The sequence below is a fragment of the Enterovibrio litoreus genome (assembly GCF_045679545.1).
In the GTDB taxonomy this organism is placed as follows: domain Bacteria; phylum Pseudomonadota; class Gammaproteobacteria; order Enterobacterales; family Vibrionaceae; genus Enterovibrio.
Genome location: NZ_CP166194.1, coordinates 3110703 through 3134833 on the forward strand (window position 1 = coordinate 3110703; position 24131 = coordinate 3134833).

The window sequence follows — 24131 nt, forward strand, 5'->3', positions numbered from 1 at the left end:
TTTCAATGATCGACATTTGGGGAGTAGCATGCTGGCTTTTCTGGCACGTTCTTTGGTTTACGGCACTTTAGTCGCCGTCGTTTTGCTGCTTGCCCTTCCGTCATTGCGAACTGGTCAATTGGTCTCTGATGTTTCCTTGCCACAGTTCGAACCCGACACCTCACTGCTTTCCTATAACTATGCCGTCCGACGCGCCTCTCCCGCTGTCGTCAATATTTACACTCGCCGCTATAGCAGTGAAAACAGACTTCAGCTCAACGCAGAGGGTTTAGGCTCTGGCGTGATCATGAGTGATAAAGGTTATATCGTCACCAACTACCACGTCGTCGCTCGCGCCGATCAGATAATCGTAGCGCTACAAGATGGACGAATTAGCACAGCACAGTTAGTCGGCAAAGATCAACGTACCGATCTTGCAGTGGTTAAAATCGAACTAGACAGCGTACCTGTTATTCCATTTAACGAAACTTACGATCCCGCCGTCGGTGATGTGGTTCTCGCCATTGGCAACCCTTACAACCTCGGCCAAACAACCACTTTTGGCATAATCTCTGCCACGGGGCGCCCGGGCATGAGCTTTAACCGTCAGCAAGATTTCCTGCAAACTGATGCGGCGATTAACAAAGGAAACTCAGGTGGCGCCTTGGTCAATAGCCGAGGAGAATTAGTTGGGATCAATACTGCCTCTTTCCAACAAGCCACTGATATAGATACTTATGGTATCTCGTTTGCCATTCCTTACTCGCTGACCGTAAAGATCATGCAAAAACTGATTGCTGATGGCCGCGTGATCCGTGGCTACATTGGTGTTGAAGGAAGAGAAGTCAACCCAGTGATGGCTAGACTTTTAGATGCAGAACAATTGCAGGGAGTCCTTGTCGCCAGCACCGAGCCAAACGGCCCAGCAGATCGCTCCGGACTTAGGGTTAATGATTTGATCATTGAAATCGATAATCAACCTATCGGCAGTTTTCGCAGCGCCCTCGATGTTGTTGCCGACAACCGCCCGGGTACCAAAGTCCCGTTTAAGGTTATTAGAGAAGGCCAACCGCAAGAAATCATGGTCACTATCGGTGAAGAACCAACGCAATAGCTCTTTTGCCTCAAGACCTCTGTTTGGCCTCTACTTGAAGCTAAACAGGATACGCAGAAACAAAAAAGGTCACCTCTCGGTGACCTTTTAACGTTTAATCGGTTAGCACATTGCCATTGATAAGAAATGGTTAGTCGCTAAATCGCTCAATTTGAACACCCAGCTTCTGCAGCTTGTCTTCAATGTGCTCATAGCCACGATCGATATGGTAGATACGATCAACAACCGTTTCACCTTTCGCAATCGCACCAGCAATAACCAAACTGGCGGATGCTCGAAGATCGGTTGCCATCACTTGTGCACCACTTAAACCATCGCAATCACCACACACTACCGTATTACCTTCGATCTCTGCGTGTGCTCCCATGCGCTGCAATTCAGGGACATGCATAAAGCGGTTTTCAAAGATGGTTTCAGTAATAATACCTGTTCCTTTTGCTATCAGGTTGAGCAAAGTGAACTGTGCTTGCATATCGGTTGGGAAACCAGGGTGCGGCGCTGTGCGGATATTTACCGCTTTCAGTTCGCGACCCGTCATATCAAGCGAGATCCAATCGTCGCCCGTTTCCACCAGCGCACCAGATTCTTCGAGCTTTGCCAATACCGCTTCAAGCAACTTAGGCGAGGTATTGCGGCACAAGATTTTGCCACCTGAAACCGCTGCACCCACGAGGAAAGTGCCGGTCTCAATACGATCCGCAACCACTTCGTGATAACCACCACCTAGACGTTCAACGCCTTCAATGGTAATCGCATCAGTACCAGCGCCTGTAATTTTTGCACCCAAGGTGTTCAAGAATTTCGCGCAGTCGACGATTTCAGGCTCACGCGCTGCATTTTCGATAACGGTCGTACCTTCAGCCAGCGTTGCTGCTGACATAATGGTTACGGTTGCGCCAACACTGACTTTATCCATCACGATGTGCGCGCCTTTCAGGCGACCATCAACGTGCGCTTTGACATAGCCCTCATCAAGGGTGATCGTTGCACCCAGTTGCTCGAGGCCATGAATGTGCAGATCAACCGGACGTGCACCAATGGCGCACCCACCAGGCAAGGACACTTGGCCTTGACCAAATCGCGCAACCAATGGCCCGAGCGCCCAAATAGATGCGCGCATGGTTTTAACCAAATCATACGGCGCGCAGTATTCAGTAATATTGCCAGCATCAACATGGACTGAACCATTACGTGATACTTTTGCACCCAAACGAGATAGCAATTCCATCGAGGTATCGATATCGCGCAATTTAGGGACATTGGCGACTTCTACCGGCTCTTCAGCCAATAGAGCAGCAAATAAAATAGGCAATGCGGCGTTTTTAGCACCTGAGATTGTGACTTCACCACGCAGTGGGCCACCACCGTGGACACGGAATTTTTGCATGCTGTTCCTCGTGGATTTATAGCGGTTGCATCAGCTTCTTGTCGCGCGCCCACTCAGCAGGGGTCAGCGCCTTGATGCTAAGAGCATGGATAGCGTTCGTTCTAATGTGCTCCATCAACGGACCATAGATAGTCTGTTGTTTTTTGACGCGTGACATACCGTCAAAAATGTCACCGACTGCAATAACTTCGAAGTGACTTCCATCGCCTTTTACATGCAATTCATCTAACGTTAAGGCGTCTTCGAGCATTGCTTTAATTTCTGTTGGTTCCACAATTATTCCCCGTGAACCGATGAGGTATCATCAGTAAAAAGACATTCTACATTGCTAAGCTGTAACAGCACTTTCAATTGCGAAGGGATGTTAAGCAGTGCCAGCGTTTGCTGATTAAGCTTGAGCTGCTGTTGCAGGTGCAACAACATTGCCATTCCGGCCGAATCAACACGCTTTACCGAAGACAAATCTAAGGCGATACGTGATTCTGTCGGCAGCCATTCGCTGCGGCGGCTCCAAAATTGAGGAACTGTGTCACGATCAAGCTCTCCTGACAAGCAGTAATCACCATTTCTGCGCCTTTCAAACGCCAGTGATTCACTCACGACGCACTCTCATCTTTGGTGATCGGCGCCTTGGCGCGTTCAATCAATTCTTTGGCAACAGATTCAATGCCATTTTTACGCAGTTGGCCACTCCACTCACTGGATTTGGTGTCCAACATGCTCACGCCTTCTACTTGGACATCAAAGCCCTGCCACTCTTCGGTTTTACCATTTTTACGCAGTTTGAAATCCAAGCGAATTGGTAGACGAGCTGCATCAGCAATATCAACACGCACTGAGACGACAGAACGGTCTTCATCAATAGACTTAGCTGGCTCAACAGTCACAACTTGATCGGTATATTGGGTCAGAATCTGTGCGTAAGAGGCAACTAAATAGTCATAGAAAGCATCGGTAAACTGATCGCGCTCTTCTTTGCTGGCTTTTCTGGCCATCGGGCCTAATACATTCATCGCCGCATAACGCACATTGATGTAGGGCATAAGCTCTTCTTTGACAACAACACGCAGAAGTTCTGGGTTTGCTTGATAGATTTCTTTGTCTTTTTTGAGTCGGCTAAACGCATTTTCTGCCACACCATCAATGAGTGCGTAAGGGTTGGTCGCATCCACTGTCTGAGCCACAGACAATGAAGGCAGCATCATACTGAATGCTGCAACTAACATAACTAGCCATTTTTTCATTGTTAATTACTCCTTCGAATCCCCGACGCTATACAGGAACTGTCCAATCAAATCTTCTAACACCATTGCCGAGCGAGTATCCTCCAGCAAATCGCCGTCTTGAAGCAGTTCAATATCGTCATCCATAAAGCCTGGACGGATACCAATATACTGCTCCCCCAATAAGCCTGAGGTCAAAATTGCCGCAGAACTCGTTTCAGGAAAGAAGCCATATTGGCGATCGATTTCCATGGTGACAGATGGTACATAGTCAGGAGCCGTTAGCTGGATACTACTTACACGACCGACCACAACGCCACCGACTTTCACCGGAGAGCGCACTTTCAAGCCACCGATGTTGTCGAAATACGCCTCTAGACGATAATGATCGCTGCGAGAAAAACTTTTCACATCGGCCACTTGGAAGATCAGCAGCATCACTGCGACAATCCCAACGATCACAAATGTTCCGACCCAAAATTCTGTTTTACGATTTTGTTGCATTTACTTAGCTCCCGAACATCAGTGCTGTGAGGACAAAATCCAACCCCAGAACTGCTAAAGACGAATGAACAACAGTGCGTGTTGTGGCTCGGCTGATCCCTTCTGACGTGGGGATCGCATCATAGCCGTTGAAAAGAGCAATCCAAGTGACCGTAATGGCAAACACCAAGCTCTTAATGAATGACTGACCAATGTCATAGCCTAACTCGACAGAAGACTGCATCACGGACCAGTAGCTGCCGTAGTCAATCCCTTTCCAATCCACACCAACAAGCTGGCCGCCCCAAATACCGACAATCATGAAAATCATGGTCAGTAACGGCATGGAAATTACTCCCGCCCAAAAACGCGGTGCTATGACCCGTCGCAGCGGATCAACCGCCATCATTTCCAAACTAGAAAGCTGCTCTGTGGTTTTCATCAGACCAATTTCAGCGGTCAGTGCAGAACCCGCTCGACCCGCAAACAACAGCGCCGTCACAACAGGCCCAAGCTCACGAAGCAAAGACAGCGCAACCATTTGCCCTAGCGAACTTTCAGCGCCAAAGTCTGCAAGAACCAGATAGCCTTGCAAGCTCAGCACCATGCCGATGAACAAACCTGACACTAAAATAATGGCGAGTGAGCGAACACCAACCGAATAAAGTTGGGTGACAAGCAAAGGGAACATTTGCTTGGGTTGAGGCTTGCCAATCAATGCCCCCAACAGCACAAAGGTAGCGCGGCCCATTGTTCGCGAGACAGACATGGCGCGCGCGCCAATGTCTTGAACCATGTTAACGATCACGAAAACAACTCCTGTGTGATGTCCTTGGCGGGATACCGAAACGGCACAGGACCATCTGCATCCCCTTTAAGAAATTGACTAACCCTAGGGTCAGGATTGTCACGTAATGATTGTGGGGAGCCTGATGCGATGACTTTTCCATCCGTAAGTAAATAGACATGATCGGCAATGCTCATTAACTCGGGGACATCATGGGATACCACAATGGCAGTAAGTCCTAGCGCTTGATTGAGGTTTCGGATCAGAGACACCAATACCCCCATAGTAATGGGGTCCTGCCCTACAAACGGCTCATCAAACATAATCATTTCTGGATCAAGCGCAATGGAACGGGCCAGCGCCGCACGTCTCGCCATGCCTCCCGACAAGCTGCTTGGCATTAAATCTGCCGCACCACGCAACCCCACCGCTTCAAGCTTGAGCAGTACGATCGTCTTAATCAACGCCTCAGACAATTCAGTATGTTCACGAAGAGGAAATGCAACATTGTCAAACACCGTCATATCAGTGAAAAGTGCGCCTGATTGAAACAACATGCTCATGCGTTTGCGAACGTCATAGAGTTTGCTGCGTGAAAGAGTGGGAATATCGTGCCCAGCAAATTCGATAGTACCGCTATCAGGACGAAGCTGACCGCCGATCAAGCGTAGCAATGTGGTTTTCCCTATTCCGGATGGGCCCATGATTGCCGTGATTTTTCCAACAGGTACGGTCAAGCTCACATCATCAAATATCACCCGATCACCACGGGAGAAGGTCAGGCTATTGATTTCCACTAAATTATTTGTACTCATCGACGGCCTTTGATAATAACATCCCTGAATAATAAGCGTTCGATCATAGAGTTATCGCCATTGCAAAACAAGTAATTGAACGGTATTCATTTGCAAATTCTCAGTAAGAAAACTATCAATTTCGCCACTTAATCCTGTCTTTTAATATATGCATCTCGTTGAAAGAAGTTCACTTCATCCATTAGGCTAGAAAACTCCCACCCAATACGCGCTGTTAAAGGGTATTTTTCACCCTAGAATGTGACCCAGCATGACTAAATCTTCTCGCAAGCCGATCCTCTCCTCTACCTTAACTCATAGGCCTGTCGCAACTATCACGCCCTTTTCCTTCACATTTACTCAATTAGCAGTCAAAATTGCTTTTTGATTCATCCGCCCTCTTTCTCATCAAAGGTAATTAAATGTTTGAAGCGACCGCCATTCTCGTCGTCGGCTTGTGTTTGTTAGTATGGAGTGCTGACAGACTGGTCTACGGTGCAGCCGCTATAGCCCGTAACGTAGGAATTTCACCGCTGGTCATTGGCATGACTATTTTGGCGATGGGCAGTTCAGCCCCTGAAATGGTGGTGTCTGCGACAGCAGCACTTAGCGGCAAAACCGACACCGCAGTAGGTAACGTGCTTGGCTCGAACATCGCAAATATTGCTTTGATCTTGGGGGTAACGGCGCTTATCAAGCCACTCGCCATCAGCTCAGGCATTCTTCGCCGCGAACTCCCCTTGATGCTTGGCGTCACCTTAATCGCCGGCGCCATGTTGTGGAATAACCATTTGGGTTTCTATGAAGGGATCACGTTGGCCGTTCTGTTTGTCATCTTCTTGCTCATCATGATGAAATTCGGCAAAGAAGGTGACAAAGAAGACCCAATGCTGGCAGAGCAAGAAGCCGAAATACCAAAAGGAGTTAGCAACGTTTCGGCGGGCATATGGGTTGTTATTGGTCTGGCACTACTTATTTTCAGCGCAGATATGGTCGTAGGTTCTGCTGTCACCATCGCCAAATCATTTGGCATGAGCGATTTGGTTATCGGCCTCACGATTGTCGCGGTAGGCACTAGCCTTCCCGAGTTAGCGGCTTCAGTCGCGGGCGTATTGAAAGGTGAAGACGATCTGGCGGTGGGTAACATCATCGGCTCAAACATATTCAACATTCTTGCCGTCATGGGTATCCCTGCAATTCTTGCTCCTTCTTCCCTGAACCCACTGGCGATGGAGCGTGACTTCTATGTCATGCTCGCACTCTCTGTATTACTCTTTTTGTTTGCTGCAGGCAAAAACAGAATCATCAGACGCTGGGAAGGTATTGTGCTGCTGATTTGTTTCGTCGGCTATCAAGGTTACTTGTTCACTAACATTGCGTCCTAATCGGATTAACTATGACTGATTTTGATTTTTGCCAAGCAGGCATCACCACACTAAAAATCGAACTGGATGCCATTGCTCAGTTGCAGCAATACATCAACCAAGATTTCGAACAAGCCTGTCAACTGATCCAAAGTGCCACAGGTAAAGTCGTTGTCATGGGGATGGGCAAGTCAGGTCACATCGGTAATAAAATTGCGGCGACGCTGGCAAGCACAGGCACGCCATCCTTTTTTGTTCACCCAGGTGAAGCCAGTCATGGTGATCTGGGCATGATCGAAAAAGGCGATGTCGTGCTGGCAATATCAAATTCAGGTGAAGCATCAGAAATCATCACCTTGTTGCCCGTGGTAAAGCGTCGCGGTATTTCCTTGATCACCATGACAGGAAACCCGTCATCGACCATGGCGCGTCTGGCACAAGTGAACCTTTGCATCAAAGTACCTAAAGAAGCATGCCCAATCGGTCTCGCACCGACTTCAAGCACCACAGCAACATTAGTGATGGGTGATGCGTTGGCCATTGCCTTGATGCAAGCCAAGGGCTTCACGGCTGACGATTTTGCCTTGTCCCATCCAGGTGGTGCATTAGGCCGAAAATTGCTACTGCGCATTTCTGATGTGATGCATTCTGGCGATGCACTACCCACAGTGAAAGCCGACGCCACCGTTCGCGATGCATTACTTGAGATCTCGGCAAAAGGCCTCGGCATGACCGCGATTGTGGATCATGATGGAACCTTGAGCGGTATTTTTACCGATGGCGATTTACGTCGCTTGCTCGATCAGCGCTTAGATCTGCACACCACGCGTATTGGTGATGTGATGGGTAAAAATCCCAAGTCTGTCAGCGCCGATTTGCTAGCAGCAGAAGGCCTTAAGCAAATGGAAGAAAAGAAAATCAACGGGCTGCTAGTCACTGAAAATGGCAAGCTGATTGGTGCACTGAATATGCACGACTTGCTCAAAGCTGGAGTCATGTAATGCACACTGAAACACTCTACGGCCCGGTGCCGACTCATATCGTCGAGCGAGCAGCATCAATAAAGCTGCTGATTTGCGACGTGGATGGTGTGTTCTCCGATGGACGCATCTACATGGGCAACGACGGTGAAGAGCTTAAAGCATTCCACACTCGAGATGGCTACGGTATCAAAGCGTTAATGAACGCAGGTATCGACATCGCTATCATTACTGGCAGAAAGTCAGCCATCGTTGAACGCCGCATGTCAGCCCTTGGTATCACCCACATTTATCAAGGCCAAGATGACAAGGCCTCCGCTTATCAAGATCTGGTGGCAAAGCTAGGTGTACCCGCTGAGCAAACTGCCTACATTGGTGACGATTTAATTGACTGGGCGGTCATGTCACAAGTGGGTCTATCCGTTTGCGTCAATGACGGACACCCTCTGCTCGCAAAACGTGCAGATTGGGTAACACGTATTCCAGGCGGCTACGGCGCGGTTCGCGAGGTCTGTGATCTTATCCTTGAAGCGCGTGGAGAACTCGATGCGCACAAAGGGCTCAGCATATGATATTGCAACGTCTCGGTATGGTTGTCCTGCTAGCAGTATGTGGTTTAACAGGCTATTACCTGTTAAATCAGCATTATTGGCAAACCGAAACACAAGTTGCGCCTGACGCTGAAAAGCCACTGTTTACGGCGGAAGATGTAAAATCGACCACTTACAACGAACAGGGCATTCGCAGCTACACACTCGATTCAACGCATCTAGAACACTACCAGCAAATCGACGAGACCCACTTTAACGAACCTGTGCTTTGGACATACAGCGACGGGACAAACGAAGAGTGGAGAATCAGTTCAGAATTTGCTGTTCTTGAGAATAAGCACATTCTAGTGATGACAGGTCGAGTAAGGATCTTTAACCTGTTGCCAGACGCACAGATAAAAGTGGTTACCACTGAGAAACTGACACTCGATCTGACTTCCAATGATTTCTGGTCCGACATGGAAACTGAGATCACAGGGACAGGGCTTCAAACGAGCGGACTCAGGGCAAAAGGCAATTTTGGCACCCATCAGATGGAACTGATTGAACAAGTGAAGAGTAGGTATGAACCAAAAACGAAATAAGTTCTTTGCCGTCATCGTTATGCTGCTTTCAAGCAATGCGATGGCCTTGTCAACAGACGCTGAGCAGCCGATCTACATTGATTCAGACTCACAAAATCTCGACATGACATCCAACACCGTTATTTTTACGGGAAATGTTTACCTTCGTCAGGGCTCTATTCGCTTGAATGCTGACAAAGTGGTTGTCACGCGTCCATCTGGCCAAGAGGGCGCTGAAATCATTGATGCTTACGGCAAGCCTGCCACCTTTGAACAGACGCTGGATGATGGTAAAAAGATTAACGGCGAGGCGCTTGATCTGAGTTACGAAACAGCAAAAAGCTTCTTGACCATGACCAAGAACGCCGTGTTGACGCAAGAAGGTGGCAATCAGGTTGAAGGTCAAAAAATCACCTATGACATCGACAAACAGCTTTTGGTCGCAGAAAGTGATTCAAGCAGTCGTGTCACGACTGTCCTGCAACCTCAATCTAAACAAGATAAGAAATAATCCTGCATGGCCACACTAACCGCTAAAAATCTCGCAAAAAGCTATAACGGCCGCAAGGTTGTTACTGACGTCAGCCTAGAAGTAAAGTCTGGCGAAATTGTGGGCCTACTTGGCCCGAATGGCGCAGGTAAAACCACCTCTTTTTATATGATTGTTGGGCTTGTGGCTCGCGATGAAGGCACAATTCACATTGATGAACTCGACATCAGTATTCAACCGATGCATAACCGCTCTCGCATGGGGATTGGTTATCTGCCTCAGGAAGCCTCTATTTTTCGCAAGCTCAGTGTTTACGATAACTTGATGGCCGTACTGCAAACCCGCTCGGATTTAACGAAAGAAGAAAAACAAGACAAAGCTGAGGACTTGCTCGATGAGTTCAGCATCCAACATATCCGAAACAGCATGGGTATGGCATTGTCCGGCGGTGAACGTCGTCGCGTAGAAATCGCCAGAGCACTAGCGGCGAATCCAAAATTTATTTTGCTGGATGAACCGTTTGCGGGTGTTGACCCTATTTCAGTTATTGATATCAAAAAGATTATCGAACACCTGCGCGATCGTGGGTTAGGTGTCTTAATTACAGACCATAATGTGCGAGAAACACTCAGTGTGTGTGAGCACGCCTATATTGTGAGTCAAGGGCACTTGATTGCACACGGTACTCCTGATGAAGTGCTCAACGATGAACATGTAAAACGAGTCTATCTCGGAGACCAGTTCAAGCTATAGTTATAAGAGTTCGGTTGGCGAACCACTCCAAAATATATGCACTAATAATAAAATTAGGAAAGGTGCCAGAATCACTATGAAACCCTCGCTTCAGCTTAAGCTTGGCCAACAACTTGCGATGACGCCGCAGTTGCAACAGGCGATCCGCCTATTGCAACTGTCGACGCTCGATCTGCAACAAGAAATCCAGGAAGCGTTGGAAGCTAACCCTCTCCTAGAGCAGGACGAGTCGTCGGATACTGACACTGGCGAGGGGGAGCAGGCATTTGATGGTGATGACAACATCAGTGCCACTGCCGAAAGCCAGCAGGACACTTTAGACAGCTCCGATGCCATGGAACAGCAGGAGATGCCAGAAGATCTGCCTGTAGATACCACATGGGATGACATGTACAGCGCCAACACAGGCAGCACAGGTATCTCTATGGGTGATGACATTCCTGTCTACCAAGGGGAAACCACCGAAACCCTTTACGATTACCTCATGTGGCAAGTCCAGCTCACCCCTTTTACTGAAGTCGATCTCGCCATTGCTACCGCTATCATTGATGCAGTAGACGATAAAGGCTACCTCACGGTAACTAGCGAAGACATCTTAGAAAGCATGGGCGCCGAAGATGACGACATCGAATTGGACGAAGTTGAAGCCGTACTGAAACGTGTTCAACAATTTGACCCCCTAGGTGTTGCATCTCGCTCATTGCAAGAGTGCTTGCTGATCCAGCTCGCCGCATTTGCTGAAGATACGCCATGGCTTGCTGAAGCACGCATGGTGTTGAAAGAGCACATGCATTCGTTAGCCAATCGCGACTTCCGACAAATTATGAAGGAAAGCAAGCTTCGCGAGCCAGAGCTCAAAGAAGTGATGCAGCTCATCCATACCCTAGAGCCTCGTCCAGGCAATCTCATTGTCACCAATGAAGCAGAATATGTGGTGCCTGACGTATCTGTGTTCAAAGATCGCGGCAAATGGGTTGTCAACATCAACCCAGACAGCGTGCCGCGTCTTAAAGTGAACCAGCAATACGCAGCGCTCACTAAAAATGGGTGCAGCGCCGCTGACAGCCAGTTCATTCGCAGCCACTTACAAGATGCTAAGTGGTTGATAAAAAGTTTGGAAAGTCGCAACGAAACCTTGCTAAAAGTGGCACGATGCATCGTTGAGCACCAGCAAGATTTCTTTGAGTATGGCGAAGAAGCAATGAAACCCATGGTACTGAATGACATTGCCATGGCGGTGGAAATGCATGAATCCACCATCTCGCGCGTCACCACTCAAAAATACATGCATACCCCGCGGGGTATCTTTGAATTGAAATACTTCTTCTCAAGCCATGTCAGTACTGACAATGGCGGTGAATGTAGCTCTACGGCAATTCGCGCGTTAGTCAAAAAGTTGGTCGCAGCAGAGAATCAAGCGAAACCACTTAGCGACAGCAAAATTGCCACACTGTTGGCGGAGCAAGGTATCCAGGTCGCAAGGCGTACTATCGCAAAGTATCGCGAGTCATTGGGTATTGCCCCGTCAAATCAGCGTAAACGCCTTATCTAGGCGTCCAATCAAAAGGAAGATGTTTATGCAAATCAATCTCACCGGCCACCACGTAGAGATCACAGACGCCCTTAGGGAATATGTGAACACCAAGTTTGATAAGCTGGAACGATTTTTTGATCATATCAATAACGTTCATGTTGTGCTTAACGTCGAAAAACTCCAACAGATTGCCGAAGCAACCCTGCACGTCAACAACGGCGAGATATTCGCAAAAGCAGATTCAGAGAACATGTACGCTGCCATTGATTCGCTGACAGACAAGCTGGCAAAGCAGTTAAATAAACACAAAGAAAAGATGAATCACCATTAATCATGGAACTTAAAGACGTACTTAAATTGGACTGCACCAAAAGTGCAGTCCTTTGTTCAAGTAAGAAACGCGCACTTGAAATCATCAGCGAACTCGCTGCCATCGAATTGGATCAAAACCCACAAAAACTCTTCGAGTGCATGTTGGGCAGAGAAAAAATGGGCAGTACGGGTATTGGGAATGGGATCGCCATTCCCCATGGCCGTATATTCAACAGCGAACACGCCGTCGGTGTATTAATCCAATGTTCAGAACCCATTGAATTTGATGCTATTGACAACCAACCCGTCGATCTCTTGTTTGCGCTTTTAGTACCAGACGAACAATGCAAAGAGCACTTGAAGACCCTGTCTTTGATAGCAAAAAAACTGGGGGACAGACAAGTTTGTCGTCAATTGCGTCAAGCAAGCTCGGATCAAGAGCTTTACGACATCATTACCGGATAAAGCCATCAGGGATAGATACACCATGCAGTTGAAAATCGTCAGTGGCCGTTCGGGTTCAGGAAAATCAGTCGCACTCCGCGTGTTAGAAGATCTGGGTTATTACTGTGTCGACAACCTTCCGGTTGCTTTGCTCCCTCAGTTTGTTGCTGCTCAAAATGGCGATGACTCTCAAATCGCCGTCAGTATTGATATTCGAAACATGCCCGCCGATCCCGATGAAATCACGCAAACTCTCGCCAAACTGCCGAATGACGTCGATGTCGATATCTTCTTTCTCGACGCGGATGACAACGAACTGGTGAAACGCTTTAGCGAAACAAGGCGCCTTCACCCGCTATCTCGTGACAACTTGTCACTCGAGCAAGCTATCGACAAAGAGAAGCTACTGCTTACCCCGCTAAAAGAGCGAGCAGATAAAGTCATCAACACTTCAAAGCATTCCATTCATGATCTGAGCGAAGCGGTTCGTGGGCTCGTGCTAGGCAGAGCCAATCGCGATCTGGTCATGGTGTTTGAATCATTCGGCTTTAAACATGGCTTGCCGTCTGATGCTGATTTTGTGTTTGATGTGCGCTTTTTGCCAAACCCCCATTGGGAGCCAGCACTGCGCCCTCTGACGGGCCTCGATGAGCCTGTCAAAATGTTCCTCGCTGCTGAGCAAGATGTTGCTATTCTCATCGCACAAATCAAAAGCTTTCTCGAATCTTGGCTACCTGCGCTTGAGAGAAATAACCGCAGCTATCTGACTGTGGCCATCGGCTGCACGGGAGGGCAACACCGCTCTGTGTATATCGCACAATTTTTGGCAGATTACTTCGCCGCCAATAACCATCAAGTTCAAACAAGACATCGCACACTCGAAGGGAAAATATGAATCACGTCAGCAAGGAAGTCCTGATTCGAAACCGACTAGGATTGCACGCGCGTGCCGCCGTCAAACTGGTGGAAATGGCACAAAGCTTCGACGCTGAAGTGATGATCTCTAAAGACGAGCAAACCGTCACCGCAGACAGTGTGATGGCCATCCTCTTGCTGGATTCCAGCCAAGGAGAGCAAATCACCGTCTCTGCTGAAGGACAGCAGGCGCAGCAAGCGTTAGACGCGGTTACTGCGCTCATCGAAGCCGGCTTCGACGAAGAAAACTGAATTCAATCTCACCATAAAGACAGTACATCTATACCATTCTGCTTCGCGTAAACAAAACGCATAGGACAGCCTGTTCAGATTGCGTTAATATTCATGTCATTGCGCCACTCGCCGTCACACGGACATTTCCATGGCTGAGAATTACGAAGTAGAAGCGTCAAGTCAGACGCATCAAACCTTACAGGAAGTTAGCCGCGCCCTAGAAAACGGTATGTTTGTCCATGTTCGTCGCTTATTGGAGGACATGGAACCTGAAGATATCGCTCACCTTCTTGAGGCCTCCCCACCGAAGAGCCGCTTGGTTCTGTGGCAACTTACCGACCCTGAAGAGCAAGGTGAAATCCTTGAAGAGCTTTCAGAAGACGTAAAAGACGGCATCATGGTTCGCATGCAGCCCGAGCAGCTCGCTGCTGCAACGGAAGGCATGGACACCGATGATGTCGCTTACCTGCTTCGAAGCTTACCCGATCGCGTCTCTCAGGACGTTCTTGCCCAAATGGATGCACAAGATCGTGCCCGTGTTGAGCAAGCGCTAGCGTATCCAGAGGATACCGCTGGCGGCATGATGAATATCGACGTGGTCACCATTCGCTCTGACGTTACCGTGGATGTGGTATTGCGTTATCTGCGCATGAAAGGCTCTCTGCCAGAGGCAACCGATACGCTCTACGTGGTAGATGAAAATAGCCATCTTATCGGTTCATTGCCTATCACTGCCCTGCTGACCACGCAGCCCGACACTGACATTATCGATATCATGGAAGACGCGGACGAAGCTATTCCTGTTGATATGGACGATGGTGAGGTCGCGAGTCTATTTGAACGCCGAAACTGGGTGTCCGCACCTGTGGTGGATGAAAATCAACACCTTGTTGGTCGTATCACCATTGATGACGTGGTCGATATCATTCGTGAAGACGCCGAGCACTCCATGATGAGCATGGCAGGCTTGGATGACGAGGAAGATACCTTTGCACCTGTACTCAAATCTACGCGTAGCCGTAGCATTTGGCTAGGGGCTAACGTACTTGCTGCCCTCGCGGCGGCCTCTGTTTCCAACCTATTTGAAGCAACCCTGGAGCAGATGGCAGCCATTGCCGTTTTGATGACTATTGTACCGTCGATGGGTGGTGTTGCAGGTAACCAAACCGTGGCGCTGGTTATTCGCGGCTTGGCCGTCGGACACATTGGTGACTCCAACACCCGCTGGCTCCTCAATAAAGAAGCGCTGGTTGGCTTGCTAAACGGCGTAATTTGGGCCGGTATCATTGGCGGTGTGGTTGTGCTTTGGAAGGGTAACCTGATGCTCGGAGCGATTATCGCGGCAGCGATGTTGACCAACTTAGTCGTAGCAGGGATCGCCGGTGTGACCGTTCCCATCTTTCTCAAGAAGATGAAAATAGACCCCGCTCTTGCTGGCGGTATGGCACTCACCACGATTACAGATATGGTTGGTTTGTCGGTCTTCCTAGGTCTTGCGACCATTTTCTTGGTTTAACCAGATCTTAGAATCTGAATAAAAGCGCACTGAGCTCGATACAAAAAAAGCGGCTTCTGAAAACAGAACCGCTTTTTTTCTTTTCCTAGGCTCAGCCCCTGCTTTTTCTAGGAACTGCTCTTCCTAGAAACAGCTTTGGCTAAACCTTAACCTATCATTCTCCGCCGACTTTCAGCGACTCAATCAAAATCGACCCCATCTGGATCTGGCTGCGATACTCTGTATCGGCACCCACCGCGACAATCTGCTTATACATATCCGCAAGGTTTCCCGCGATGGTAATTTCACTGACTGGGTATTGGATTTCGCCATTCTCAACCCAAAAACCGGCTGCACCGCGCGAGTAGTCACCCGTAACAATGTTCACGCCTTGGCCCATGACTTCAGTGACCAGCAAACCTGTGCCTAGCTCTTTTAGCATTTGTTCAAAAGATTGACCCGTGTTACCCACAAACCAGTTATGAATACCACCTGCGTGACCGGTTGGTTGCATGCCTAACTTACGCGCCGCATAGCTCGTCGCCAAGTAGGTTTGTAACGTGCCATCTTTGATGATGTCGAGATCTCTGGTGATCATGCCTTCACTATCGAACGGCGCACTGGCCATCCCTTTGAGGATGTGTGGGCGTTCATAGACCGAAAACCACTCAGGTAAAATTTGATGGCCGAGCTTATCCAGAAGGAAGGAAGATTTACGATACAAACTTGAACCGCTAATCGCGCCAACCAGATGACCAAGCAGCCCTGTTGCCACATCCGCAGAGAACATAACAGGTACGGTACGCGTCGTCAGGCGACGCGGCTCAATACGATCAATCGTGCGCTGTGCCGCTTCGATGCCTACTCGCTCAGGGGCCCAAAGCTCGCTTTTATCACGAGAAACCGTATAGCTGTAATCACGCTCCATCCCCTTGCTGTCTTCAGCAATCACGCTACAGCTAATGCTATGACGGCTCGATGCATAACTGCCGAGCATGCCATGGCTGTTACCATAAACACGTACACCATAATGGCTGTCGTAGCTCGCACCATCACTGAACTTGATGCGTTTGTCGTAATCAAGCGCAGCACGTTCAGCGGCAATCGCTTTTTCCGCTGCATGATCCGGTTCAGGTTCATCAGGGTAGAACAAATCTAAATCAGGATAATCATAAGCCATCAATTCCGCAGGCGCAGGACCAGAGAATGGATCTTCTGACGTGTAGTTGGCAATATCCAACGCGGCAGCAACAGTTTGTGCAATGGCTTTTTCAGACAGATCAGACGTCGATGCACTGCCTTTACGCTGACCACGATATACCGTGATACCCAGTGCGCCATCGCTATTAAACTCGACGCTTTCCACTTCGCACATACGAGTGGCAACGCTGATCCCCGTGGTTTTGGTGATCGCGACTTCAGCGGCATCTGCTTTTTTGCCAGCCAGCTCTAAAGCACGGGTGACCGCAGCTTCTAACTCAGCACGTTGCTGAGCAACCTGTTGTTTCACGTCCATAAAGTCTTAAATTGATGTGTGTTGCTAATAAGCATACCATTCGAAGCCATTACCGTACTTATAAAACACCTGCAAAATTCGACATTCTTGCGCCTACCTGCGTGAATCAATCTCCGCGATCCACATCGCGCACTCCGCCAACATCCAGCCACAATCGAACAATCGCGATGGGTGAGCAACCACCGAAGTGACTGAACACCTTGATATCAACGCTTATGACATAATATTCGATAGTTTTAAGCGCTAAGAATGAGCGAATATTTGATGAGATTGGTATAAACTAAGGCGCTAAAGTAAGCGATAACCTCGGGAAAAATTATGGGCCGTAAGAACAAACGTGAGCCTTGGGAAGAGGAAGAAGAAATCATCTGGGTCAGTAAATCCGAGATGAAACGTGACATGGAAGCATTGCAAAAACTGGGGCAACAACTGGTCGAGCTTAAACCGTCAGTGTTGGCCAAGTTCCCACTGGACGACGATCTGCGTACCGCTGTTGCGGACGCACAACGCTTTGAAAAAGAAGCACGACGTCGCCAGTTTCAGCTTATCGGTAAAATGATGCGTACCCGCGACATTGAGCCGATTCAAGCGGCGATAGATCTTCTTCAGAACAAGCACAATCAGCAAACCATCGAGCTGCATAAGCTTGAGAAAATGCGTGATCGCATGATTGCTGGTGGAGATGAAGTCATTAATGAAGTCATGGATGCGCATCCAAATGCGGATCGTCAGAAGCTTCGTCAGTTGGCTCGTCAGGCGAAAAAAGAACAAGAAAGCAACAAACCACCTAAAGCGTCTCGTGAGATTTTCAAAATCCTACGAGCTCTCAAAGCAGAAGCCGATAAATAGGCACGTCTGTTTTGCGATGAATCAATGTGGCATGGCTATCTATAAAAAAACCGGGAGATCCCCGGTTTTTTTATTTGTGCTTCACGCGCGGTATCTGGCGGTTATTCTGTTCCGCCGACGGTCATCGCATCAATTTTCAGCGTTGGTTGTCCAACCCCCACTGGAACACTTTGACCTGCTTTGCCACACACACCGACACCGCGATCCAATTTAAGATCGTTACCCACCATCGAAATCTGCTGCATCGCTTCAATACCGCTACCAATTAAGGTTGCCCCTTTCACTGGCGTGGTCACTTTGCCGTTTTCAATCAGGTAGGCTTCACTGGTAGAGAACACAAATTTACCCGACGTAATATCAACCTGACCACCGCCGAAGTTCGGTGCATAAAGGCCATATTCCACGCTGCTGATCATCTCTTCCGGTGTACTTTCGCCACCCAGCATATAAGTGTTGGTCATGCGAGGCATCGGCAGGTGCGCGTAAGATTCACGACGACCATTACCTGTTGGTGCAACGCCCATCAAATGCGCATTGTGCTTATCTTGCATGTAGCCTTTCAAGATGCCATTTTCAATCAACACGTTATATTGGCCCGGCACTCCCTCATCATCGATGTTCAATGAACCGCGTCTGTCTTGCAGTGTGCCGTCATCAACAATAGTGCAAAGCGTCGATGTCACCTGCTCACCGATTTGTCCGGTAAACACAGACGATTCTTTGCGGTTAAAGTCGCCCTCCAAACCATGGCCAACTGCTTCGTGAAGCAAGACGCCCGGCCAACCTGCACCAAGTACCACGGGCATGGTGCCCGCAGGTGCAGCTTTCGCATGAAGGTTGATCAACGCTTGTCGGACAGCCTCATCGGCGTAGTGCATCGCCACTGTTTTTCCGTCTTCCTCTGACACAAAGTATTGATAGCCAAATCGGCCACCGCCACCTGCAGAACCACGCTCACGACGTCCATCCTTTTCCACCAGCACACTAATCGATAGACGTACTAAGGGACGAATATCGGCGGCATACGTACCGTCTGTTGCCGCGATCAAAACTTGCTCGTAGACACCACTGATGCTGACAGACACTTCCTGGATCAACGGCTCTTTCGCGCGAATGTACACATCCACTTCTTTTAGCAACGCAATTTTATCGTGCTTAGACATGCTTTGAAGCGGGTCAATGGCTTGATAAATCGTCGGGTAAGCACGATTTGCGAAAGCAGAGACTTTCAGCTTGCCACCTTTATCAGCAATACCGCGCGCTGCCGTGGCGCTTTGCATTAGGGCATCAGCATTGATTTGGTCTGAATACGCAAAACCCGTTTTTTCACCGCTGATCGCTCGAACACCCACACCACGGTCGATGTTGAATGAACCATCTTTGATGATGCTGTCTTCCAATACGAGCGACTCGTGCCAGCACGACTGGAAATAGACATCACCGTAATCAATATTTCTTGCGGCCAGATGCTCCAGCGTTTGGCTGAGTTGACTTTTACTGACACCTGACAAGTGCAGCATCGTTTCTTCGACGTGTTCCAGACTCATGGATAAATTGCTCTTTAGCGCTGAAAAAAGAAATGTCCGGCAGCGATGTTCGCTACCGGATTAATAATGAATTGAGGTTGCGCTATTTCATCACGCTTTGCAACTGAGCATGCTGTAATAACGGCATTTTGCTTCGTATCGCACTGTTGGCCGCCAAATCAACATCCGCCCACGCAGTGCCAATTTTATCATTCAGCTCACACGCAACTTGCCCCCACGGATCAACAATCATCGAGTGGCCATAAGTTTCGCGTCCGCCTTGGTGCTCACCACATTGTGCGGCCGCCAATACCCAACACTGGGTTTCAATGGCGCGAGCACGAAGCAGCACCTCCCAGTGCGCAGCACCGGTTACCTTGGTAAAAGCCGCTGGCACCACAATGATGTCAGCACCGCGTTGGCGCAGAGCGGAATAGAGTTGCGGGAAGCGAATGTCATAGCAAATTGACAGACCAAGCATGCCGTATGGCGTATCCACCAATGCGAGGCTTTCACCCGCTCGGAAAGTATCTGACTCGCGATAGCTGCGATGATTGTCCGCGATATCAACATCAAACATGTGCAGCTTTTCATAGGAAGCGCGCAGGTTTCCTGCATCGTCATACACTAAACAGGTCGTGCTCAAGGTGCCATCATGATTACGGATCGGGAACGAGCCCATCACTAACCAGATGCCGAGCTCAAAGGCTAACTCTGACAATCGCTTTTGAAGCGGTCCGTGGCCCAATTCTTCTGCGTACTTTTCATAGTCTTCTTTACGGCCAAAAACGAGTGCGTTTTCGGGCGTCAAAATAAGACGGGCACCTTGTGATCGTAAATGCTTAAGCTGACCTTCCAACGCTTCAAGGTTATCTTCAGCGTTTATCCCCGAGTTCATTTGTACCACACCAAACTTGGTCATTACTTATTGCTCCCTTGCTGCTCGGTACGCAGGCGCTCTGTGGCCTGCTCCGGTAACGTCACTTCGCCAGTAATGCGCGAAACTTCCCTGACAATGGGTTCATCTATTGACCCGGTGACTTGATATCGAACTTGTGTAAACGCATCCACCACTGGCGACAAAACCGTTGTCACAGCCAGCACATAGAGCGCTGTTTGCGGTGTGACGGCGAATGCAGTTAATATCGGAATACCCGAGGCAATATCAGGAATAAATCGCACTTCGGCATTTACCTGATTTTTCACCAGATTCGCGATCCCTTTAATAAACATATCACCTGCCAGCGCTTTCATCTGGATATTATCCGTGACAATCACCCCGTTAGTGATTGATGCGCTGCCACTAATCTCATCAAAAGCAAGGCCATCTTCAAATACGCCGGTAAAGTCGAGTTGCATCTTGCGCAAGATAGAATCAAGGCTAAATAGCCCTAATAAGCGCCCAGCACCGCCGACACCGCTAATGTATCCATTCTCTATTTTGGTCTCTAACATGCCAGTCAAACTGGCGATATCCATTGACCAGGGTGCCCCCTCAAAGCGCAGATCGCCTTTGGTTTTTACGCTGGCATCTTGAATGCCGCCAGTCACCGCAAAGCGGCCCATTAAATCGCTGCTGTTTTTACCCTGAATATCAAATGTCAGCTTGCTTTTGTTGATGCCCTTAGGCGTGATTTCCCAGTTGCCATTCGCGGTTAATTGCGTGCTCCCACTGCCTAAGTTGAATTTGGACAGCGTCAATTTCTCACCCGTTTTAAGCAATTGGGATTCCAAACGACCAATGCGATAACCTTGCAGCCACAATTCATTGATGACGAGATCCGTAGAAGGGATTTTCGCCATCAAGGTGCGATCTATCTCTGTCGCGACAGAGTTTGTGGTTGTCGAATCTCGCAACTTGACGTCATCATCTAAATCGATGTTGAGGAACAAGTGCTCGATAGACACCGTCAGCAGCTTGTCTTCGTCCCACCATGCATCGCCAGAAAGTTCTTCGCTGCCGATCAGAATATGGAAGCCATCACTTTTCTGTCTTGCCGCCAAAGAAAACTGGTTAAAAACCACCTCTCCTGCCAATATTTTTTCAGCTTTTACATTGACCCGTGATGGGGCTGGCACGTTAATCGGCATGACCTGCTGCTTACTGACTTGGCTTTGTTGATAGCGGGCAAGTGCGTCTTTCCACGCCACAACATCCAACACAGGGACGTCCACGCTCACGGCGTTGCCGGAGAGCGGCTTTAGCGATAGTTCACCTTGACCTATCAATGTGCGGCTTCGTGTTATCGTCGGCTTCTCGCCACTGATATCAACATCGGCTTGATATTTGAGCTGAGGCAGCTCTATTTGTCCCACCAAGGCTTGTCCGTTCCCCGATGCTTTAAGACGACCGTGGCTTTTGATAAATGAGGATTTATCCAAGGGGGCAGGCAGGTTGATATCCATTTTGGTGAGGTCAGCATCCAAAAGTACATCGTAGGTAAAACCAATGTCTTTCAGTGCAATACCTACATCAATATCCCATGATGAACGACCTTCAATTAAATCAAGATCGGGTAAATCCAACGCAGCTTTAAGCTTATCGGCCTGCCAATTACCGGCAATATCAATGTTGACCAAATAGTTTTCAGCTTCCGACTCCCCCTTAAACCCAACCGTGATGGGTTGGTTGAGCCAATTGGCTTTGAGACTTTTTGCCCAGACCAAATCGTTATCAAACTCGATCTTTCCTTTCACCTCTTTTAAGGTGATTTGTGGGCTAACAATCGCCACTTTACTGTCACTTAGCGAGGCTGAACCTTTAACACTGACATCATCCCCATTAATTGGGATAACCAACGATATCTCGCCGTCTACGTCGCCAGCGACTTGCACATGCGTTAACGCAGCACCCACAGAATCCACAAGAGGGGTAGCAAGCATGTATTCGTGCAGGTCTTTACCGTTCGAGGCAACCTTCGCATCGATGAACAACAGCCCGTCAGGGTTACTGAGCGCTGGTATTTCACCTTTCAGATCATATCCACGTGCCCCCATAAGCCCGACATTACTGGCCGCTAAGAAAAGCGTATCGTTTTGAAACAACAAGTCGAGATCAAGATCGGTCAGTGTGGGCCACTGGGTATCGAAACTAAATTGTGCATTTTTCAATGGCACTGATGCTTGGAAGACACCTTGGTGTTCAGGATAAGGAAAGGTGCTGAAATCACCGTACCAAACCAGCTTCGCAAGATCAGCCTGCCCGCCGCGAATGGCCGATGATAGATAATCCGTCAGTTCGTGACCGAGAGCCAGCGTCGGTAAATAGCGCCATGTTTCTCCCGCATTATTCAGACTCGCTTCGGCATAAAAAGCCAACCAACTGTTTCCCTCAAACGGGATATCGAGTCGGAACTCCCCCACCACTTCTAAATGTGGCGAACGCACAGCGACACTATCCGACCATACAACAACACGATCGTCGTTGAGATCCCAAAAAAGCGCGACATCACCTTGCTCAATAGCCAGCGGTGCCTGGAAGAATTCACCATAAGGCAAGGTATCTTCTTGCATCGCCAGCGTCACTTTGCCGTTAGTGCCTTTACCGAGCAAAGACACCTGCAGTTTGTGAACCTCAGGCAGATAACTCCAATGCCGAAAAGCGACATCTTCAATGTTGGCTGAGTAAGCAACCTCCTGATCTTTTGCCTTGGCGATGCGAACGTTTGTTGCTTTGCCACTCGGTGACAGCGATGTGACTGCTTGCTCCACGTTATCCGGAATCGCGAACACTTCCCGCAGCGGCAATAGCAAAGATAACTCCAAGGCTGCGAGATTCACCGACCAAGCATTGTCAGTAATATCAGCTCGCAGCTTAGGTTCTGGCCACACCACTTTGCCAGTTTTTATCACCAAATCTTCAGTTGCTACACGCCAACCATTTTCTTCTGATCGCTCAAGCAGAACATAGCCCTTGGAGATCGAGACCGACTGCGACGTGTCGTGCGCTTGCAACGCTGGCGCTTTAGAGCGCCACGCCATTGCACTGTCGTTCAGGCGAACTAACGCCGTCGTAGGCATGCCGTCATCAACGGTCAGCCATGCTTCACCAGCCACTTTTGCTTGCGCTAAGGTGATGTTCGGGTTGATGAACTTAGAGACCCAAGCACGAAGAGAGACATCCTCGGCACGGAGATAGAAATCACCATCCAGTGATGCAAGACCACTATTTTCAGTAAAGACACCACGAATATCGACTTGATTGAGCGATGTTCCAACCACACTCACCACGCCTTGAACATGATGTTGACCAGATTGATTGTCCCAACTCAGTGACTCAATGTTGATGGTTTTGCGCTCGTCTGACGGTGACATTAACGTGACGCTGGCATTGTGAATAGCAAACTGCCCCAGCCCCACCAAGAACAAGCGTTCTAGCTGTGTTTTTAGATTGCCGTCTGGGGCATTATTTCGCTCTGGAAGCTGCGTAATATCAACATCAAGGCCATCAATGCTGACATTGGAAAACGTCGGCTCGCGGTGCTGCAGGCTGGCAAAAAGATCGAATTGCATGTCGATGCTATTTGCCGTCAGTACCTTTTGCCCACCTTCAGTGGGGGAGAGAGAGAAATCGTGGAAAGATAAAGACGGCACCAGATAGCGCCAGTGTCCTTTAAATGTGCTGAATTCAACGTGGAATCCACTGGCATCACTTGCCCAACGTTGAATGGGCGCTTTGGCTGCATCCAAGTTAGGCAGCACAAGGCGCATCGCTGCCGTTAACACAGCGGCAGTGACTAACATAATGACCATCAGCCAAGTCACTATTCCCGCTAATCGCTTGGCAAACTTCACCATTTAACTAAATTCTTCATGATGCGATATTCACTGCGCAACGG

25 protein-coding genes are annotated in these 24131 nt (G+C 48.8%); 14 read left to right on the top strand and 11 right to left on the bottom strand.

All coding sequences use genetic code 11. The annotated features are described in order from the left end of the window. Window positions 1-28 precede the first annotated feature (28 nt). Window positions 29-1093 (top strand): outer membrane-stress sensor serine endopeptidase DegS, encoded by a 1065-nt coding sequence (gene degS, locus AB8599_RS13855; RefSeq protein ID WP_407331479.1) that lies wholly within the window; start codon window positions 29-31, stop codon window positions 1091-1093. Window positions 1094-1223: 130 nt separating this feature from the next. On the opposite strand, the gene murA is transcribed toward degS, so the two are convergent. From murA to mlaF, 7 genes are read right to left on the bottom strand one after another with little or no spacing between them, the layout of a single operon-like run. Next, complete coding sequence (gene murA, locus AB8599_RS13860; RefSeq protein ID WP_407331480.1) at window positions 1224-2480, bottom strand: UDP-N-acetylglucosamine 1-carboxyvinyltransferase; 1257 nt, start codon at window positions 2478-2480, stop codon at window positions 1224-1226. 16 nt (window positions 2481-2496) lie between these two features. Further along, on the bottom strand, window positions 2497-2730 hold the full coding sequence (locus AB8599_RS13865; protein ID WP_407333229.1) for a BolA family protein: 234 nt from the start codon (window positions 2728-2730) through the stop codon (window positions 2497-2499). Window positions 2731-2756: 26 nt separating this feature from the next. Continuing rightward, window positions 2757-3080, bottom strand: coding sequence for a lipid asymmetry maintenance protein MlaB (locus AB8599_RS13870; protein WP_407331481.1), 324 nt, complete (start codon window positions 3078-3080; stop codon window positions 2757-2759). Next, complete coding sequence (gene mlaC / locus AB8599_RS13875; protein WP_407331482.1) at window positions 3077-3724, bottom strand: phospholipid-binding protein MlaC; 648 nt, start codon at window positions 3722-3724, stop codon at window positions 3077-3079. Before mlaC ends, AB8599_RS13870 begins: the two co-directional genes overlap by 4 nt. Window positions 3725-3730: 6 nt before the next feature. Beyond that, window positions 3731-4207: an outer membrane lipid asymmetry maintenance protein MlaD gene (gene mlaD, locus AB8599_RS13880; RefSeq protein WP_407331483.1), complete on the bottom strand. Its 477-nt coding sequence runs from the start codon at window positions 4205-4207 to the stop codon at window positions 3731-3733. Between the two features lie 4 nt (window positions 4208-4211). Beyond that, window positions 4212-4982, bottom strand: a complete 771-nt coding sequence (gene mlaE, locus AB8599_RS13885) for a lipid asymmetry maintenance ABC transporter permease subunit MlaE (RefSeq protein WP_407333230.1) — start codon at window positions 4980-4982, stop codon at window positions 4212-4214. Window positions 4983-4990: 8 nt separating this feature from the next. Beyond that, entirely contained in the window at window positions 4991-5788 is a 798-nt protein-coding gene (gene mlaF, locus AB8599_RS13890) for a phospholipid ABC transporter ATP-binding protein MlaF (protein ID WP_407331484.1), read from the bottom strand. 401 nt (window positions 5789-6189) lie between these two features. Here mlaF and AB8599_RS13895 point away from each other — a divergent pair, with 401 nt between their 5' ends. The 12 genes from AB8599_RS13895 to mgtE all read left to right on the top strand — a co-directional run bounded on the left by AB8599_RS13895 (window position 6190) and on the right by mgtE (window position 15423). Then, the gene (locus AB8599_RS13895; protein ID WP_407331486.1) at window positions 6190-7152 is read left to right on the top strand and encodes a calcium/sodium antiporter; all 963 of its coding nucleotides are present in this window, start codon (window positions 6190-6192) and stop codon (window positions 7150-7152) included. 11 nt (window positions 7153-7163) lie between these two features. Next, window positions 7164-8132, top strand: coding sequence for a KpsF/GutQ family sugar-phosphate isomerase (locus tag AB8599_RS13900; RefSeq protein WP_407331487.1), 969 nt, complete (start codon window positions 7164-7166; stop codon window positions 8130-8132). Beyond that, window positions 8132-8683, top strand: coding sequence for a 3-deoxy-manno-octulosonate-8-phosphatase KdsC (gene kdsC / locus AB8599_RS13905; protein WP_407331488.1), 552 nt, complete (start codon window positions 8132-8134; stop codon window positions 8681-8683). Before AB8599_RS13900 ends, kdsC begins: the two co-directional genes overlap by 1 nt. Then, complete coding sequence (gene lptC / locus AB8599_RS13910; RefSeq protein ID WP_407331489.1) at window positions 8680-9246, top strand: LPS export ABC transporter periplasmic protein LptC; 567 nt, start codon at window positions 8680-8682, stop codon at window positions 9244-9246. The genes kdsC and lptC overlap by 4 nt, the downstream gene beginning before the upstream one ends. Next, window positions 9227-9736: a lipopolysaccharide transport periplasmic protein LptA gene (lptA, locus tag AB8599_RS13915; protein WP_407331490.1), complete on the top strand. Its 510-nt coding sequence runs from the start codon at window positions 9227-9229 to the stop codon at window positions 9734-9736. The genes lptC and lptA overlap by 20 nt, the downstream gene beginning before the upstream one ends. A 6-nt stretch (window positions 9737-9742) precedes the next feature. Continuing rightward, on the top strand, window positions 9743-10468 hold the full coding sequence (gene lptB, locus AB8599_RS13920) for an LPS export ABC transporter ATP-binding protein (protein ID WP_407331491.1): 726 nt from the start codon (window positions 9743-9745) through the stop codon (window positions 10466-10468). 76 nt (window positions 10469-10544) lie between these two features. Continuing rightward, window positions 10545-12020, top strand: a complete 1476-nt coding sequence (locus AB8599_RS13925; protein ID WP_407331492.1) for an RNA polymerase factor sigma-54 — start codon at window positions 10545-10547, stop codon at window positions 12018-12020. Window positions 12021-12045: 25 nt separating this feature from the next. Continuing rightward, on the top strand, window positions 12046-12333 hold the full coding sequence (hpf, locus tag AB8599_RS13930; protein ID WP_407331493.1) for a ribosome hibernation promoting factor: 288 nt from the start codon (window positions 12046-12048) through the stop codon (window positions 12331-12333). A gap of 2 nt (window positions 12334-12335) precedes the next feature. After that, a complete protein-coding gene (ptsN, locus tag AB8599_RS13935; RefSeq protein WP_407331494.1) occupies window positions 12336-12779 on the top strand; it encodes a PTS IIA-like nitrogen regulatory protein PtsN in 444 nt (147 codons plus the stop codon). Window positions 12780-12801: 22 nt separating this feature from the next. After that, window positions 12802-13653: an RNase adapter RapZ gene (gene rapZ, locus AB8599_RS13940; RefSeq protein ID WP_407331495.1), complete on the top strand. Its 852-nt coding sequence runs from the start codon at window positions 12802-12804 to the stop codon at window positions 13651-13653. After that, entirely contained in the window at window positions 13650-13925 is a 276-nt protein-coding gene (locus tag AB8599_RS13945) for an HPr family phosphocarrier protein (protein ID WP_407331496.1), read from the top strand. Before rapZ ends, AB8599_RS13945 begins: the two co-directional genes overlap by 4 nt. A gap of 130 nt (window positions 13926-14055) precedes the next feature. Then, a complete protein-coding gene (gene mgtE, locus AB8599_RS13950) occupies window positions 14056-15423 on the top strand; it encodes a magnesium transporter (protein WP_407331497.1) in 1368 nt (455 codons plus the stop codon). 154 nt (window positions 15424-15577) lie between these two features. Here the strand turns inward: mgtE and pmbA are convergent, their stop codons facing one another. Beyond that, complete coding sequence (gene pmbA / locus AB8599_RS13955; RefSeq protein ID WP_407331498.1) at window positions 15578-16918, bottom strand: metalloprotease PmbA; 1341 nt, start codon at window positions 16916-16918, stop codon at window positions 15578-15580. Window positions 16919-17236: 318 nt separating this feature from the next. Here pmbA and yjgA point away from each other — a divergent pair, with 318 nt between their 5' ends. Then, window positions 17237-17767 carry a ribosome biogenesis factor YjgA gene (yjgA, locus tag AB8599_RS13960; protein ID WP_407331499.1) on the top strand — a complete coding sequence of 177 codons (531 nt, stop codon included), beginning with the start codon at window positions 17237-17239 and terminating at the stop codon, window positions 17765-17767. A 101-nt stretch (window positions 17768-17868) separates the two neighbouring features. Here yjgA and tldD read toward each other — a convergent pair whose 3' ends face one another. The 3 genes from tldD to AB8599_RS13975 form a co-directional block, all read right to left on the bottom strand. Continuing rightward, the gene (gene tldD, locus AB8599_RS13965) at window positions 17869-19314 is read right to left on the bottom strand and encodes a metalloprotease TldD (protein WP_407331500.1); all 1446 of its coding nucleotides are present in this window, start codon (window positions 19312-19314) and stop codon (window positions 17869-17871) included. Between the two features lie 82 nt (window positions 19315-19396). After that, a complete protein-coding gene (locus tag AB8599_RS13970) occupies window positions 19397-20215 on the bottom strand; it encodes a carbon-nitrogen hydrolase family protein (RefSeq protein WP_407331501.1) in 819 nt (272 codons plus the stop codon). Beyond that, complete coding sequence (locus tag AB8599_RS13975) at window positions 20215-24090, bottom strand: YhdP family protein (RefSeq protein ID WP_407331502.1); 3876 nt, start codon at window positions 24088-24090, stop codon at window positions 20215-20217. Before AB8599_RS13975 ends, AB8599_RS13970 begins: the two co-directional genes overlap by 1 nt. Window positions 24091-24131 lie beyond the last annotated feature (41 nt).